The following is a 14,313-nucleotide window of genomic DNA, read 5'->3' on the forward strand; positions in this document are numbered from 1 at the left end:
AGGCGCGCGGTTCCCTCCCAAATTCACGCCCTCCACCCGGTTGTCACGGCCCCGCCGGGCCGCAGGACGGGCTTTGCCCTTACCTGCTCTGCCGTCCGGAATGCATGGGCATTCCAGACAACAGAGAAGGAAGGCCCGCCCATCGGCGGAAAGGGGAAGAGACCCGGCCCGCGTCACGCGAAGGAGGGTCACAAATGACCGCAGAGAAGTTTGACGTTTACACCCATGTCACCAATCAGATCATCACGCAGATCGAGGCGGGAACGCCGCCTTGGCGCAAGCCGTGGACTGGCGGAGGGGCAGGGGTCAGCCTGCCGGAACGGTTCAACGGCGAGGCCTATCGGGGTATCAACATCCTGATGCTTTGGGCGACAGCGATGGCCAAGGATTACAGTTCAGCCCGCTGGATGACGTTCAATCAGGCCAAGCAGCTTGGGGGCCATGTTCGCAAGGGCGAGAAATCCGCGACCGTCGTGAAGTACGGCACTGTTGAGCGTGAGGACGAAAACGGCGAGGAACGTCAGATCCCCTATGCGAAGGCCTACCGCGTGTTCAACGCCAACCAGATCGAGGGTTTGCCCGATGAATTCTACATCCTGCCTGATCCGCCCCGTGATCTTGGCACCGTGGCCGACCTAGAGCTGGAAGCTTTCTTTGCCGCGACCGGCGCGCAGATCGACGTGACCGAGGAGCCGCGCGCGTACTACAACATCAAGACCGACCGCATCCACATGCCGCCGATCAGCACGTTTCACCGGGCCGCAGGATATTACGGCACCTTGGCGCATGAACTGACCCACTGGACAGGGGCAACGAAGCGGCTGGACCGTTTTGGCCGGTTCAATGACCGTAAGGCCTATGCGTTCGAGGAGCTGGTCGCGGAAATTGGAAACTGCATGCTTTGCGCGCAGATCGATGTAGAGCCTGAATTCGACCAGAGCGCGGCCTATGTCGAAGGATGGCTTGAGGCGATGAAGGAAGACAGCCGCACGATTTTCCGTGCCGCATCCGAGGCGCAGAAGGCCGTGGATTACATCATGGAGCGCACCGCGCAGACCGACCGGATGGCCGCCGAGTAACAGCCCGCAACGTCGAAATGATCGAGGCCCCCGTCAGCAGGCGGGGGCTTTCTGCGTTCTGGCGTGATCGTGGTGATGGCAGTTTCAGGGTGACCTATCGGCGGGCAACCTGAAGGCCACCCGCCGACAGGCCCGGCGCTTCGCGCGGACGGGCATGAAATGCCCGGTAGAACAGAAAGCCTTCGTGCCGTAGCGTTACGGGAATATCTAATCAAAAATGGCGGGCATGGAGTTCTGATCCGCGAGAAAGGCAAGGAAACGTGCAATTTATTCACAACGATCTAGGTTCTCGGCAGCGTGGTGAGATTATTGAAGTTACACTTACCAGTGGTGCAAACGTTCGCTTGATGACGAGTTCCAACTTTTCCAATTACAGGAATGGACGGCGGCATCAGTATATTGGCGGATTAGCTAGAAAATCTCCTGTTCGTTTGCAAATACCTAGTAGCGGTCATTGGCACGTCGCGATTGATATGCAGGGACTACGAGGTTCGACACGTGCGTCCGTTCGTGTTCTGCCAAATCCATTGCCGGAAATTCGTGAGGCTCCGTTGAACTCACTTCCTGGCCTCGTCCGGGACATGCCTCCAGCGGCGACAGACGACGCGGAGGCTTACGATGTCTTCATTTCTCACGCCTCAGAAGACAAGGATTCGATTGTCCGCTCTTTGGCTGAATCCCTTCAGGGGAAAGGGCTTAGGGTCTGGTACGATGAATTCACCCTTCGCATCGGCGACAGCTTGCGCCGCAAGATTGACGCTGGTCTGGCCAGAAGCCGCGTCGGACTCGTGGTGATCTCCCCTTCCTTCATTAGCAAGGGGTGGACGAACTATGAACTGGATGGGATCGTCACCCGGTCTGTTTCTGGTGAGCAAATTCTACTGCCGATCTGGCACGAGATCACGAAACAGCAGGTCATGGATTTCAGCCCTTCCCTTGCCGACAAGGTTGCGCGGAGCACAGCCACGCACACGGTCGATGAAATCGCGCAAGAAATCTTCGGTCTTCTGAAAGAGTAACCTTTAGCTGGTATGTCGCTTTATCAACTTCTAAAACAGGCACCGCTGAACTACGAGCTCCGCAGTCTGATTGGGATCGTGGGTGATAGTAGTTAAGAGCGGCCAAAAACGGTCGTCTTTGTCATACCGCCCTACCCTGCGCAGGATTGGATCCTTGGAGTTCTAAGACGGCATTCCAGTGATTGCCGTCTTGGTCAAGGAAGCTGTTGTCTACAAATCCACCTAAAAGCACCACTACTTTCGTTCCAATCTTTGCAACACGATCAAAGTTAGCGACTGTGACGTCGTGGCTATCACCCCGTCGGCTGATACTCGTGAATACTAGCCGCTTTTCGTCTATGCCACCGGACAGGCGCAAGAACTCAGCAAGCAGCGGATCGACGGCATCGTCTGAAAGCTCCCCAAACAGAAGGTCCGTGACCTTCTCAGTTTCATCCTTGGATCGCCTAAGGAAGAAACGCGGATCGCTCTCAATAGAACCCTGCCACGAAAACTCATCCTCACGCAGACCAAGCCCGCTGTTTTGGTATGTCCAGCCAAAAGCCAATTACTATTCCCCGAACCTCTGTGATGCTTCTTCGTAAATTTTCTTTTGCCAGCCATCTTCGAGATCGTTTGGGTTTGTCTTTGATGCCCAGAAAACACGGCAAGAACTTCCGGGCTGTCGAGCTACACGCATGCCCTCATGAGCCCTCTGAAACACGTCTTCCCTCGTGTCATTGGGGTATATCGGGATGACAGCAGCAGCGAAAGACAGTGACCAATCTGTGTTCTTCAAAATTTCAGACTGAATATGGTGGGTCAGCTCTGTCATGACGCGGCGTTGCAAGCGAACCAGAAAGCCCACAGCGTCGACCTCAGTGCCACCGATCATGAACAGGAATTCATCGCCGCCAGTATGTTTCCGGTACGCTCTTTGCCATAGTTCTGAGCCTGCGGGTTGCTCATCAAACGGCATCTTGTAGACGCTCTCGTTTCTGCGCATCGTTTCGTACACAGATTGAGCAAAATACTCGATAATTTTGTCACCTGTTGCATAACCATATTTCTTATTGATGTCCCCAAAGGCGACTAAATCAATGAAGATGAGTTGGAATGGGGAGTCATAGGAAACCGCGTTTGAAACCTTCCCCAGGTCAATGAAGAATTGTTCTTGGTTTGGAATGCCTGTGATCACGTCAGTCATTCGAAGCCGTTCAGACTTCTCGATGACAGCTGACATCGTTGCAATCTGCATTTCCAAGTTTTGAACTTTCGCCCGAGCGAAATAGAGTTTCGAATTAAAAAATAGAAATGAACTTAAGAGTGCCAAAAAGATTGTCGCGGCAAACAGCATCGAGTTAACCACGAACGAATGTGCGGCCAGTTCATTGAATAGGGGCGTGAATGGCTCCCAAAGCGCCAAGAGCGTGGCGAGTGCTGCTAGGAATGCCACGACTGAGGCAATGATCTTCAAAACAGATACAGGTTTAAACATTCGCGCTTCCGGCAAGTTCTGAACTTTAGCCCCGACCTAGCATATCCACATCGGAAGCCGAGAGGTACGTGATTTGCTAACAACTTTCGGGTTTGTCTGGATCAATTGCAAGGTTTGAAGCGCCGAACACTACCCTTCAAACAAATCCTATGCGCCAAAAACGGTCCTTTGTGCCGCCCTGCCCTGCCCCACGCAAGATCAATCGCTTAGGCCGGACAAAAACCTGCGGCAAAACCTTTGCGGTTTTGGCAGGTTTTTGTCACAGTGAGGCATGATTATCGGATATGCCCGCGTCAGCACTGACGACCAGAGCCTTGATGCTCAGACCGACGCGCTGACAACGGCAGGAGCTGGCAAGCTGTTCGCCGACAAGATCAGCGGATCGAAGCGCGAACGACCTGAACTGGGCAGGATGCTGGATCAGCTCCGTGACGGCGATGTTGTGACCGTCACGAAATACGACCGCCTGGCACGGTCCCTGAAAGACCTTTTGGAGATCGTGGAGACGATCCGGGCGCGTGGTGCCGGCTTTCGGTCCCTGGCCGAGGACATTGATACGACGACGCCGGCAGGCCGTCTTGTGTTCCATGTCTTCGCGTCCATCGCCCAGTTTGAGCGGGAGAGGATTTCGGAACGGACCAGGGAAGGTTTGGCATCCGCCCGTAAGCGGGGCCGGATCGGAGGCAGGCCCCCTGCCCTGACGCCCGTCCAGAAGGACGAAGTTCGGCGCATGAGGGATGATGATCACCGAGCTGTCCCTGAGATCGCGCGACTGTTCAAAGTCAGCGAGCGAACTATCAGAAGAGCCTAGCTATTTTTGAATCCGTCTGAGAAGTGGCGCGCGAGAAAAAGTAGCCATTCGAGCTGGCTATTCTGTAGAATCGACACGTTGTACGATCGATCGATAACAGACATATCCAAGATTTCAGGTAGATCAGAAATCGTGTAGGTCGGGGCAGCCTGTTTTCCGCTAGCTGGTGTGATGCAGGATCGGATCAATGCGCAACACAGCTCGATCCAAGTGTCTTTGCCGCCAAGATATTCCCACCATTCAATTCCGACGCGAACCGTAGCAGAAACTGAAAGTGGCCCGTCAGAATAAGCGACGGACCAGGCACCCTTATGCGAGGTGACTAAGCTCGACTGCCTGGGTCTTGCTTCGTCGATATTGCGCAGGATATGCCAATCTTTCTTGTTTGATTGCTTCTTCGTGCCGTAGAGCACACCGTAGGTGAAATCGACCTCTTTGACCCCATGGTTAACCGCCCAGGAGGAGGCTCTTTCGACCACTTCGTTACCTATGTTCTTGGCCATGTCGTCGTTGAGCGTACGCGGTCCACTTTTAAGAGTTGCCCCGACAAATTTACTCCCCTGTTGATCAATCTTGCGCCCATCAAGAAGGGATTCATGTGAGTGCATCGCGCTATGCACGACCTCCCAACCGTAGACTGGCAAGACAACCTTCTCGACCATGTTTCCTGCTGATGTCTCCATAGATGAAAACACCTTAGCGGGAACCAAGTCTTTCTCGATCTGCTCAACACGAGAGTAAGACTTCTGCCGAGAATAAAACATTAGAACAAAGGGGCTTGTATAGAATTTGGCGAAATTCGAACTCGCTTGCGGCAAGCCCTTAATGTGTGTGCCGATTTTAGTGCGAAACTCCGTTTCCATAGCGAGAATTCGATCTCGAGCCTTTGCGTCACTATCGATCACTTTGAGGCTATCAAAGATTTCTTTTTTGCTGAGGAGAAGCGCCGGAACTTTCTTTGGAAGGTCAGGATGGCCAGCCATTATTGAACCTCGGCCATGTTGCGCTGGCTGCGACGGGTCACAGGAGCAGCATATTGTACTGATTTGTTCGCCTTCCCGGCTTTCCAAACTTTGGTTTCGCCACCTTTGAACCACTGACGGGTACGCACATGCGACTGAACATAGATTATCCGATAGTCATCGATGGCTTTCGTGTCTTTCTGCCAGCCTTGTTTCTTAAGGTTGTTCAGCGCGGTTGCAACGACATTGCCTGCGATCTTGCCAAGCCGTACCGGTACTGCATTACCCGCTTGAGCATATTGTTGCGTGGGGGTCCCGAAAAACTCCCATTCGTCGGGAAACTCTTGAATCAGAGAGTATTCCTTAAGAGTGAGCGCCCGAACTTCGGTTGGGTGACAGAGAGACGTGCTGGCATGATTTGGCATCGTTACCAAGGTCGGACAAGGTAAATCGAAGCTCAAACGTCTCCACCATCCCGAGCGTCCGCCCTTTGCGTGCCAAGCTTTGCCCATCGACTCTTTTTGAACTGTTTCAGGAAGGCTTCTCCAGTTTGAGCCTTCAGGAACCATACCGAGATAGCCTTTCTTCCGTGGGCTGAAATCCATTATTACTTCACCCGGATCATTCAGACCGCCGATAGCATCTTGAAGTGTTCGCCAAGGTTTCAACCCATTCTGACCGGGACCGTGTGTTGGATCAGGAAAATCAACTTGTGTGTTGAATCGGTTCCCAATGAACAACGCTCGCTCTCTAAGCTGTGGTGCTCCATAGTTGACTGCATTCACCTCAAAACAGTCCATGTGATATGCTGTGGAGCCGCAATTTTGAAGGTCTTGGGCGAAGAGTCGAATTACTGAACCCCGCTCCTCATCTGCGCTCAGCGGAGCTCCACCCTTTTCCGGGCGGTCAGCAATGGGGCGATGCTTTAGAGCCGCCGAGACAAGCCCTCGAACATTTTCCATCACAAAGAACTTGGGCTGCAGAACCTCTACATACTTGAGAAATTGCCAAATGAGCATTCCCCGTGGGTCCTGGACAGTTCCGCGCCTCCCCGCCGTACTAAATGACTGGCAAGGTGGCCCACCAACGAGCAAGTCGAGTTCTCCGGGCTTGAGATTACAATCGGCCATCACTTGTTCGGGCGATAAGGTCGAAATGTCCTCTTGGTAAACGCGTAAGTGAGCTGGTAAACGTCCAGCGTCCCGGTTCCGCCGGATGGTTTCACAGAACGAAGCCTCCTTTTCGATGCAGGCTAGCAAGTCGAAGCAGCCTGTGTCCTCGATTCCGAGGTCCAGGCCCATAGCGCCGGAGAATAACGATAGAGTCTTATACTTTTTTTGTTTCATTATTCTATCCTGCATCATGCGACGTCCCAAACTTCATTATCCGAATAAGAACAAACTAGGAACGCCTTTCGGTTTGGTAAAGATCCCACATCTGTTCGATCAGTTGGCCTTGAGTTATGCCTAGTTGCTCTGCCTCGGCAGCGATAGCCTCCCCTACCGTTGGAAATACCTTGGGGTGAAGTTGGTGGGTTCGCGGACTTGGCTTTCGCCCAGGTTTCTTACGTGGGGTTCGGTCAACGAATCCTCTAGCTTCGCCGACTTCGTCCACACGCCGGACTTCTTCAACGGTCGTCTGCTTTGGGCGAGCCTTTAGCCCTGCCAGTCTATTTGAGCCGCTCATAAACAGCCTCCGTAAATGCCTTGGCGTTCGCGACAGCCTTATCGACCTTGCCGCCGGTCACCATTTCAGGGTCTTTCATCATCGCGGTCAGGTCGCCGCCATAGGCGAAAATCTCCGAGAACGCTGCACGAGCGACAAGCGATGGTTCGATCATGTCGATCCCTGCCCCGCGCAACTGGCCTTCCAGCTCTTTCTGGACGCGGCTTTTCATAGCAGCGCTTGTTTTTGTAAGAACCACAGAATGGCGGATTGTCCGGCCGAGCGCTTCTTCCTCTTCTTTTACAAGTGCCAGAGCTTCAGAACCGATTTCGGCATCGAGCGCAGTCGCCTGCATGGGCACAATCACCAGGTCTGCCTGCGAGATTGCACGGCTGACCATTTGCGATGCCACGCCTTCGAGGTCCACGATTACGATTTTTCCGTCTCCGTCCGCGCCCCGGATTGTTGGAACGATTTCTGAGCGGCCAACATCACCGTGTAGCGTTACGCCCTTTGGGAGGCCGTGGGAGGCCCATCGGGTCAATGACTTGTTGGGGTCGCAATCCAAAACTGTAACTTGCGCACCCATGCGGGCAAACTCTGACGCAAGGAGGACAGCGCAGGTAGACTTTCCGACGCCGCCCTTGGGGCTTGCCATCACGATAACCGGCATTGCTCGAACCTTCTGATTTATTTTACCGGTTTTATATATCTTACCGGATTTATTTTCAATACCAGTAATATTTCTACAACCAATATTGTTTCTCTTACCGGTTTTATATCTCTTACCGGATTTACACCTGATCTATGGCCTGCCGCGCTTCTCGAACCATTTCCGACAGAACCCGACAAACGCCCTATCCACATTGCGAGGCGGTTCTACAGTCCAGTCGCGCCACTCTCTCTCAAGAAAACGAACGTCCCATCCGGGGGCTGCCTGACGGGCATCTTCATATGTTTCCGGCTGTAAAGGTGGAACCTGGCCCTCGATCAGTTGAGCAGGGAACATGGTTCCGCGATTTTTGAAGATCACGATGTCTGCTTCATCATCGAATGCTACGTAGTAGTCAGGCAAATGGTCATGTTGAGCAAGCTGCCGGATCATTTGACGGAAGCGTTTCTCTGGGCTTTGTGAACCCGTCTTCAGAAGCAGTTTAGCTAACGTGATCCGCCAGGTCTTTTGTTGTCCACAATGCTTGCGCGCAATCTCGTATACACGGCGTTCAATGGGTTTCCGAAGGCGGAAATAGTCCCGGTGCAGGGTCAGAACCTCTTCCTTTCGAATCGCATTGAACACCCAATCCGACAGCTTCACCTCACACCAGAGAAGACGACCATCCATCCCGTGTTTCCGCCTGATTGACGAGGCATCAATCAACCCGAAGCCATCAATCTGTTCCTCGTCTCCACTAACGATGTTGGTTCTGATCCTGGTTCCTTCGAGACGGTCCAGCGCATCGAGAAGGGACTGATATTCGCGGCCACTTGTTCCACGATTGGTGAAAATCAGAAGTTCGCGTGAGTTGATCCGGACCCGAGGCGAAACCTGCTCTCCCAGCTTCAGCTTCGCCATAATCTGGCTAATGCAGTAGATCAGAATATCCTTGTCGTAGATCGTTGCGAGACCTTTAACACTGGGCGTTATTTCCAACCAATTTTCACCGTTCCGGTAACGTTTGACCGACGTCTCAGGCTTCTTCGATAGCGAATAAAAGGGGTGCTCCATATGCTGCATCACATCCTTGAGGATCGCATCCGCAACATCACAGATAAACAGATCGTGTTGAGGATGACGATCCGGCAGGAGAGGAGCCAAGGCATTCGTGTTTTCAGTTACCATGAGCCTACATTCGTGTTTTCAGTTACCCACGTCAAGATTCGTGTTATCAGTTACCAAAAGCAGGATTTCAGTTACCGATATTCGTGTTATCAGTTACCCAACACTTGGTCAAGCTATTGAAAATACGATATAAAATGTCACTCTGAAAGAACGTAACACAGATTCTAACACATATATAACACTGGCAGATTTTGGCTGAGCCTGTGAGTAAGTCACGGCCAAGAGAGAATCAGTGCATCACTCGGCGTAGAACACGCAGGCATCGACACCCGTTGTTGTGGCCGTCCAAGAAGCTCCAAGGACAGCGCAAGCTGAAGCGTTGCTAGCTAAGAAACGAGGCAGAGCAACCGTCATCGCCAAAGCCAGAACCACGGCACCCAGACCGAACCAAGGCAGGCGGGCTTTCAACCGCTCTGCTTTCTGTTCACGTTTCCAGACTTGGCGAAGAGCTGCTGATTTATCCTCTTCAGCTTTCTTGAGTGCATCCTGTGCCCTGTTTGAAGCACTGAATAGATCGACACACATCTGGCCCATGCGCACCAGATTGTCGTTGATCTTTCCATCAATCGTTGCGCCGACCAGTTCGCCATAGTTCTTCGGGTTGGTCTGATCCCGCGCCGCAAAGGCTGCGATCCGTGCTTCGGTCGAGACCTCAATCTGCCTGTTCGCAACTGTCGTCAGACCGTCGATCCGGTTGGACATGCTGGCGACCGCCGTGGCCATGAGATCAAGGGTTTCGCGCAGCTCTTTGTCAGAGAGGGCAGGGAACTCCGGTTGGTCTGGGTCAGGCGTGTCAGTCATGGCGTTTCATCCTTCGGATCACTGGTCCTGCGGGACGAACAGTCCCTTGAACTCGGGGTCGGCGTAGTAGCGCAGCTTTTGAGCCAAGGCCGACGGCTGGCCTTGAACGCGGAGAAGCTGCAACTCGGGCGGCATCTGCATGATTTCATCGGGGGTCAGCAGATCGCGGCCCGTGAGGTTGTTGGAGAAACTGGGATTGTCCCCCGGCTTGTAGCTGTCGGTCTGGAACCCGGCAGTTTCCTGGCCGATCATCTGGCTCAGCCATTTTGCCGTCTCAAAATCATTCACGCCAAAGACCTGTTGCACCCCGGCATTGGCGATGAAGGTGCCCGCGCGGTCGCCATAGAGGTCCTTAAGCTGGCTCATGTCCTGCAGGATGGGCCAGAGCTGGAGGCCATAGCCTGCCATCAGCCCCATGGCGCGCTCCACAGCCTCCAGACGGCCCAGGGCGGCGAATTCATCGAGGAGAAAGAGGGCAGGGGCCTTGAGGCGCTCAGAACGCCCCTCAGACGCGTCCTGAGGCCGTTCAGCGTCCCGCGCAATGTCCTGAAGCGCCTGAGAGACCAGAAGGCGCAGCCAGCGGCTGTAGGCGTCCATCCGGTTCGGTGGCAGCACCAGAAACACTGAAGTGATCCGGTGGCGCAGATCGGAGAAGTGGAAATCCGACCGCGACAGCACTTTGGCAATTCGCGGGCTGTCGAGGAAATGGGTGTGGCGCTGTGCGTTGGATAGCACCGAGGCGGCTTCGCGATCCGCCTTGCCGAGGAAGCGATTGGCGGCGCGGGCGATCAGCCCACCCGCCGCATCGCTGTCCTGCATCAGTTCCAGCAGCGCGCGCAGCTTTTCCGGGGGCAGGGTGAGATATTCCCGAACGGTGGCAAGTGTCCGGCGGTTGCGGTCCTCGTGGCAGACGCAGAACATGATCAGACCGCCGAGGATGGCCTTGGCCTCCTCGTTCCAATGCGCTTCCGTAACCTGTCCCGGCGGGTCCATGACCAGCGCCTCTGTCAGGGAGGCCGCATCTTCACCCAGATCGAGGCTGTCCGGTGTCAGCCGGTCGAGTGGGTTGTAGGCGGCAGAGGGCATCCCCGAGACCTCAAACGGATCGAGGACATGGACCGTTCCGAACCGCCGCCGGGCTTCCCCGGCGATCCTGGCATTCTCGCCCTTGGGGTCGATGACCAGGACCGAGCGTTCCGCCGCCAGCAGATTCGGGATGACGGTGCCGACACCTTTCCCGGCCCGCGTCGGGGCGAGGGTGATCAGATGGGCCGGACCGTCATAGCGCAGCAGCCGTCCGGTGTGCGGGTTGCGCCCGATCAGAAGGCCGTCTTCCCGCTGGAGTTTCTTCAGCTCCTTGCGGTTGGCGAAGCGGGCCGAACCGTGGCTGTCACCGGTCAGCCCGAAGAAGGCATCGGCCCCGGAGGTCTTGCGCCAATACTGGAATCCGAAGACGCCCCCGATGAACACAGGCGGCGCAATGATGGCCCATTCCCAGGCAGAGTTGCCAAGCGGAGGGCCGAACGCTGTCATGGCCACGACGCCCCCGATGATGAACCCAATCATCGCACCGAACAGGACAGCGCCGATCATCCATCCCAACAGGATGGGGGTGAAGATCAACCGACCGAAGAACCGGAACAGTCCGTCAAAGAGGTGGATCACGCCCCGCATCAGGACGGCGTTTCCGGGTCAGAACTGGAGGAGGCAGGGGAGGGGGCATCCCAATCCGCGAAGGCCTTGCGATCCTGTTCACGGGCGAGGTTGCGCACGAGCCGGTCGAGCATGGCGGCAGCACCGGAATCCCGCTCCGCAAGATCGAGCAACGCACCACCCAGGATCACCTTGCGCCTGGTATCGAGTTTGCGCTGTCGAGTGGCTTCCCGGTTCTTCAACGCCTGAAGACGGGCCTTGGCCTGGGCATATCGTTTCTCGGCGCGTTCCAGCTCGGTCTCGGCCAATCGGTGTCTCCATCTTTGAAAAGGCAGGTGGAAAGGTTAGGCTTGCCACATCCAGCGATAGCGCTTACCCGTAGGCCTGTAAAGGACAAGGGCGCACTTATGCAAACTCTCCACCTGCGGTTCCGAGATTTGCGTGCGATCTCCTTGAGGCAGGGCCTCAGCCGATGGCGAACACCGTCCGACGCGATGCGCGCCGGAATGAAAGGCCCTCCCGGCCTCTCAAACTCTCCAGGGCCAACTTTGGCAGTTGGATCGCGTCCCGCAAGGTCGCGCCAGCGTCTCGCCCGATGCCCCACGGTGGGGGCTGGTCTGCCGCTTGCGTCTCCCTTGCGGAAGGTATCGCGCCCAGGCGCTGACGCCCCTTCGCGATACCGGGTTTGCCCCAGGCAAACCGCCAGTGATCTGTCCCCATATCCCGCCCCCCATGAGGCTGAGGATCTGGGGGCAGATCACTGGCAAGCCCGCGCCTCAGAGAGCCAGAGGCTCGCTTCAGCCGGGCTGTTTTTTCTACGCGTATCGCGCCGGGGCAGGGCGCGATCCAACGGGGAAAAGACGGCTGACCCGGTGGCCCATGTTGAGGCATGGGCCGGGGTCAGCATCGCCGCGCTTCAGTATCGTCTGCATCAAAGGGCGGGGTAGGGCGCATGGCCAGCTACCACCTCTCTGTGAAGACGATCAAACGCAGCGCCGGGCGCTCTGCCACGGCAGCCGCAGCCTACCGTGTTGGCGAGCGCATCGAATGCCAGCGCGAAGGCCGTGTCCACGATTACACCCGCAAGCAGGGGATCGAGGAGACCTTCATTCTGGCACCGAAGGATGCCCCGGACTGGGCCACGGACCGGTCCCGCCTCTGGAACGAGGTCGAGGCCAGCGAGACCCGCCGCAACTCCGTCACTGCCCGCGAATGGGAACTGGCCTTGCCGTCAGAGATCAGCGCCGAAAACCGCTCGCAGATCACCCGCGACTTCGCCCAGGAGCTGGTCAGCCGCTACGGCGTGGCCGTCGATGTGGCGATCCATGCCCCGCACCGCGAGGGCGATCAGCGGAACCATCATGCGCACGTTCTGACCTCCACCCGCAAGCTGGAGGCCGAAGGCTTTACCGCCAAGACCCGCGTGCTCGATTCCGCAAAGACGGGCGGCGTGGAGATCGAGCAGATGCGCGGCCTATGGGCCGAATTGCAGAACCGTGCGTTGGAGCGGGCAGGGGAGGTGGAGCGCGTCGATCACCGGTCGCTGGAAGCGCAGCGCGAGGCGGCGCTGGAGCGGGGCGACGAGCTGACGGCGGAGGAACTGGACCGCGACCCCGAGCTGAAGCTGGGGCCAGCCGCCAATTCCATGGAACGCCGGGCCAAGGCGATGGCCGAGCGCCAGGGACGGGGATACAAACCCGTCACCGAGCGCGGGGCCGTGGTCCATGCCGCCCGCCAGGCCCGCGCCGCCTTCCGCGAAATGCGCGCACGGCTGGAACTGGCGCGCGAGACCTATGGCATCGAGCGTGAGGCCGGGCAGGGTCGTGTCTCTGCTGGTCTGGCAGCACTCAGGGCTGCGACCGCGAAAGATCGCGACCGCGACCGAAACCCTGAGGATTTCCGGGAACGTCTGGCGCGCGTTGTGGGCCGGTCACCGGACCAGGACGACACGCCAAAGCCGGAAGGCCGCAATTATGCGCGGGAGCGGCTGAAAGAGATCATGGAGAAAGACGCGGGCCGCGATGGCCAAGCGGCGGTTCACAAGCTCGACGGTCACAGCGAGTATGATCTGGGCGAGGGCACAGGGCGCGAGGCGCGCAAGCCGTCCGTCAACGAGCGCTTGAAAGACGTTCTGAACAAGCCGCGTGAAAAGCTGGAGGTCGAGGACGAACGCGACCAGGAGAAGGAACAGGAAGTCGAGAAAGATCGGGATATCGACCGTGATCCGGGCCTCAGTCACTGACAAGGCGATGTGAAGTCGTTTCTCCGTTCTTCATGGGAATGCTCGCTTGAGAGAAGCCGACACCGACCAGAAACGAAATCACGCCGGTGGCCGTCTTGAATTCACGGACCTTGATCGCATTCTGTGTCACTCGCGTCCTGGCAGTGACAAGGATTTTCTCGTTTCCGTCCTTGCCAACAGTCCGCATGATCCACAGACCGTACCAGCTTGGACCCTTGCGTTCAGGATCGGCTTTGCACAGCACTTCGACCGTGTAGCCCTCCTCGGCAAGCGCCCGAAGGCCTTGTTCGGTGGTCACGTTTAGTTCGATTTCAGCCGTCTGGTTCATAGCGCATATCAACAGAAACAATGATGATATTCTTCTGCCCGAATCTAACCAAGGCATCAATCGTATATTATCGGGCAGGGAATGGCTCGATAGAGTTCAGTGATCCCGGCGCACGCCGGTCTCGCTCTGAGCGATAGACAGGGCCGGGGATCGACGGGCTGACGCCCGCTCACCCCACCCCTGACAGTTTCAAGCTTCTTCTGATCCGCCTGCCATCCCGGCAGGTCCGAGAAAACCGGCAAGCGCCGCCTTTGGCGTCGGTTCCGGTCGAGAATTCCGGTTCCTCCCACGCGCGAGGCGCGCGGTTCCCTCCCAAATTCACGCCCTCCACCCGGTTGTCACGGCCCCGCCGGGCCGCAGGACGGGCTTTGCCCTTACCTGCTCTGCCGTCCGGAATGCATGGGCATTCCAGACAACAGAGAAGGAAGGCCCGCCC

General features: G+C 56.5%; 14 protein-coding genes. 4 read left to right on the plus strand and 10 right to left on the minus strand.

All coding sequences use genetic code 11. The features are described 5' to 3' along the window. The first annotated feature begins 194 nt into the window (after positions 1-194). Together AC13DE_RS00210 and AC13DE_RS00215 are read left to right on the plus strand one after the other, a co-directional pair. Complete coding sequence (locus AC13DE_RS00210; RefSeq protein ID WP_483046633.1) at positions 195-1,079, plus strand: ArdC family protein; 885 nt, start codon at positions 195-197, stop codon at positions 1,077-1,079. A 260-nt stretch (positions 1,080-1,339) separates the two neighbouring features. After that, positions 1,340-2,098: a DUF1883 domain-containing protein gene (locus AC13DE_RS00215; protein WP_483046634.1), complete on the plus strand. Its 759-nt coding sequence runs from the start codon at positions 1,340-1,342 to the stop codon at positions 2,096-2,098. A gap of 121 nt (positions 2,099-2,219) precedes the next feature. On the opposite strand, the gene AC13DE_RS00220 is transcribed toward AC13DE_RS00215, so the two are convergent. Beyond that, positions 2,220-2,645 (minus strand): hypothetical protein, encoded by a 426-nt coding sequence (locus AC13DE_RS00220; RefSeq protein WP_483046635.1) that lies wholly within the window; start codon positions 2,643-2,645, stop codon positions 2,220-2,222. A gap of 3 nt (positions 2,646-2,648) precedes the next feature. Next, positions 2,649-3,575: a GGDEF domain-containing protein gene (locus AC13DE_RS00225; RefSeq protein ID WP_483046636.1), complete on the minus strand. Its 927-nt coding sequence runs from the start codon at positions 3,573-3,575 to the stop codon at positions 2,649-2,651. Positions 3,576-3,846: 271 nt separating this feature from the next. Between AC13DE_RS00225 and AC13DE_RS00230 the strand changes: the two genes are divergently transcribed. Beyond that, positions 3,847-4,386: a recombinase family protein gene (locus AC13DE_RS00230; protein ID WP_483046637.1), complete on the plus strand. Its 540-nt coding sequence runs from the start codon at positions 3,847-3,849 to the stop codon at positions 4,384-4,386. Here the strand turns inward: AC13DE_RS00230 and AC13DE_RS00235 are convergent. From AC13DE_RS00235 to AC13DE_RS00265, 7 genes are all read right to left on the minus strand, one after another. Then, positions 4,383-5,369 carry a PmeII family type II restriction endonuclease gene (locus AC13DE_RS00235; protein ID WP_483046638.1) on the minus strand — a complete coding sequence of 329 codons (987 nt, stop codon included), beginning with the start codon at positions 5,367-5,369 and terminating at the stop codon, positions 4,383-4,385. The genes AC13DE_RS00230 and AC13DE_RS00235 overlap by 4 nt on opposite strands. Further along, entirely contained in the window at positions 5,369-6,694 is a 1,326-nt protein-coding gene (locus AC13DE_RS00240; RefSeq protein ID WP_483046639.1) for a DNA cytosine methyltransferase, read from the minus strand. The genes AC13DE_RS00235 and AC13DE_RS00240 overlap by 1 nt, the downstream gene beginning before the upstream one ends. A gap of 323 nt (positions 6,695-7,017) precedes the next feature. Next, on the minus strand, positions 7,018-7,686 hold the full coding sequence (locus AC13DE_RS00245) for a ParA family protein (RefSeq protein ID WP_483046640.1): 669 nt from the start codon (positions 7,684-7,686) through the stop codon (positions 7,018-7,020). 132 nt (positions 7,687-7,818) lie between these two features. Next, positions 7,819-8,853 (minus strand): replication initiator protein A, encoded by a 1,035-nt coding sequence (locus AC13DE_RS00250; protein ID WP_483046641.1) that lies wholly within the window; start codon positions 8,851-8,853, stop codon positions 7,819-7,821. Positions 8,854-9,090: 237 nt separating this feature from the next. Further along, the gene (locus tag AC13DE_RS00255; RefSeq protein ID WP_483046642.1) at positions 9,091-9,654 is read right to left on the minus strand and encodes a hypothetical protein; all 564 of its coding nucleotides are present in this window, start codon (positions 9,652-9,654) and stop codon (positions 9,091-9,093) included. Between the two features lie 18 nt (positions 9,655-9,672). After that, positions 9,673-11,328 (minus strand): type IV secretory system conjugative DNA transfer family protein, encoded by a 1,656-nt coding sequence (locus AC13DE_RS00260; RefSeq protein WP_483046643.1) that lies wholly within the window; start codon positions 11,326-11,328, stop codon positions 9,673-9,675. Further along, positions 11,328-11,615: a mobilization protein gene (locus AC13DE_RS00265; RefSeq protein WP_483046644.1), complete on the minus strand. Its 288-nt coding sequence runs from the start codon at positions 11,613-11,615 to the stop codon at positions 11,328-11,330. The genes AC13DE_RS00260 and AC13DE_RS00265 overlap by 1 nt, the downstream gene beginning before the upstream one ends. Before the next feature lie 644 nt (positions 11,616-12,259). Here AC13DE_RS00265 and mobQ point away from each other — a divergent pair. Next, complete coding sequence (gene mobQ / locus AC13DE_RS00270; protein ID WP_483046645.1) at positions 12,260-13,549, plus strand: MobQ family relaxase; 1,290 nt, start codon at positions 12,260-12,262, stop codon at positions 13,547-13,549. Here the strand turns inward: mobQ and AC13DE_RS00275 are convergent. After that, on the minus strand, positions 13,539-13,877 hold the full coding sequence (locus AC13DE_RS00275) for a hypothetical protein (protein WP_483046646.1): 339 nt from the start codon (positions 13,875-13,877) through the stop codon (positions 13,539-13,541). The two genes, mobQ and AC13DE_RS00275, sit on opposite strands and share 11 nt — an antisense overlap. Between the last annotated feature and the right edge of the window lie 436 nt (positions 13,878-14,313).

The sequence above is a fragment of the Sulfitobacter sp. L-8 genome, assembly GCF_056859255.1.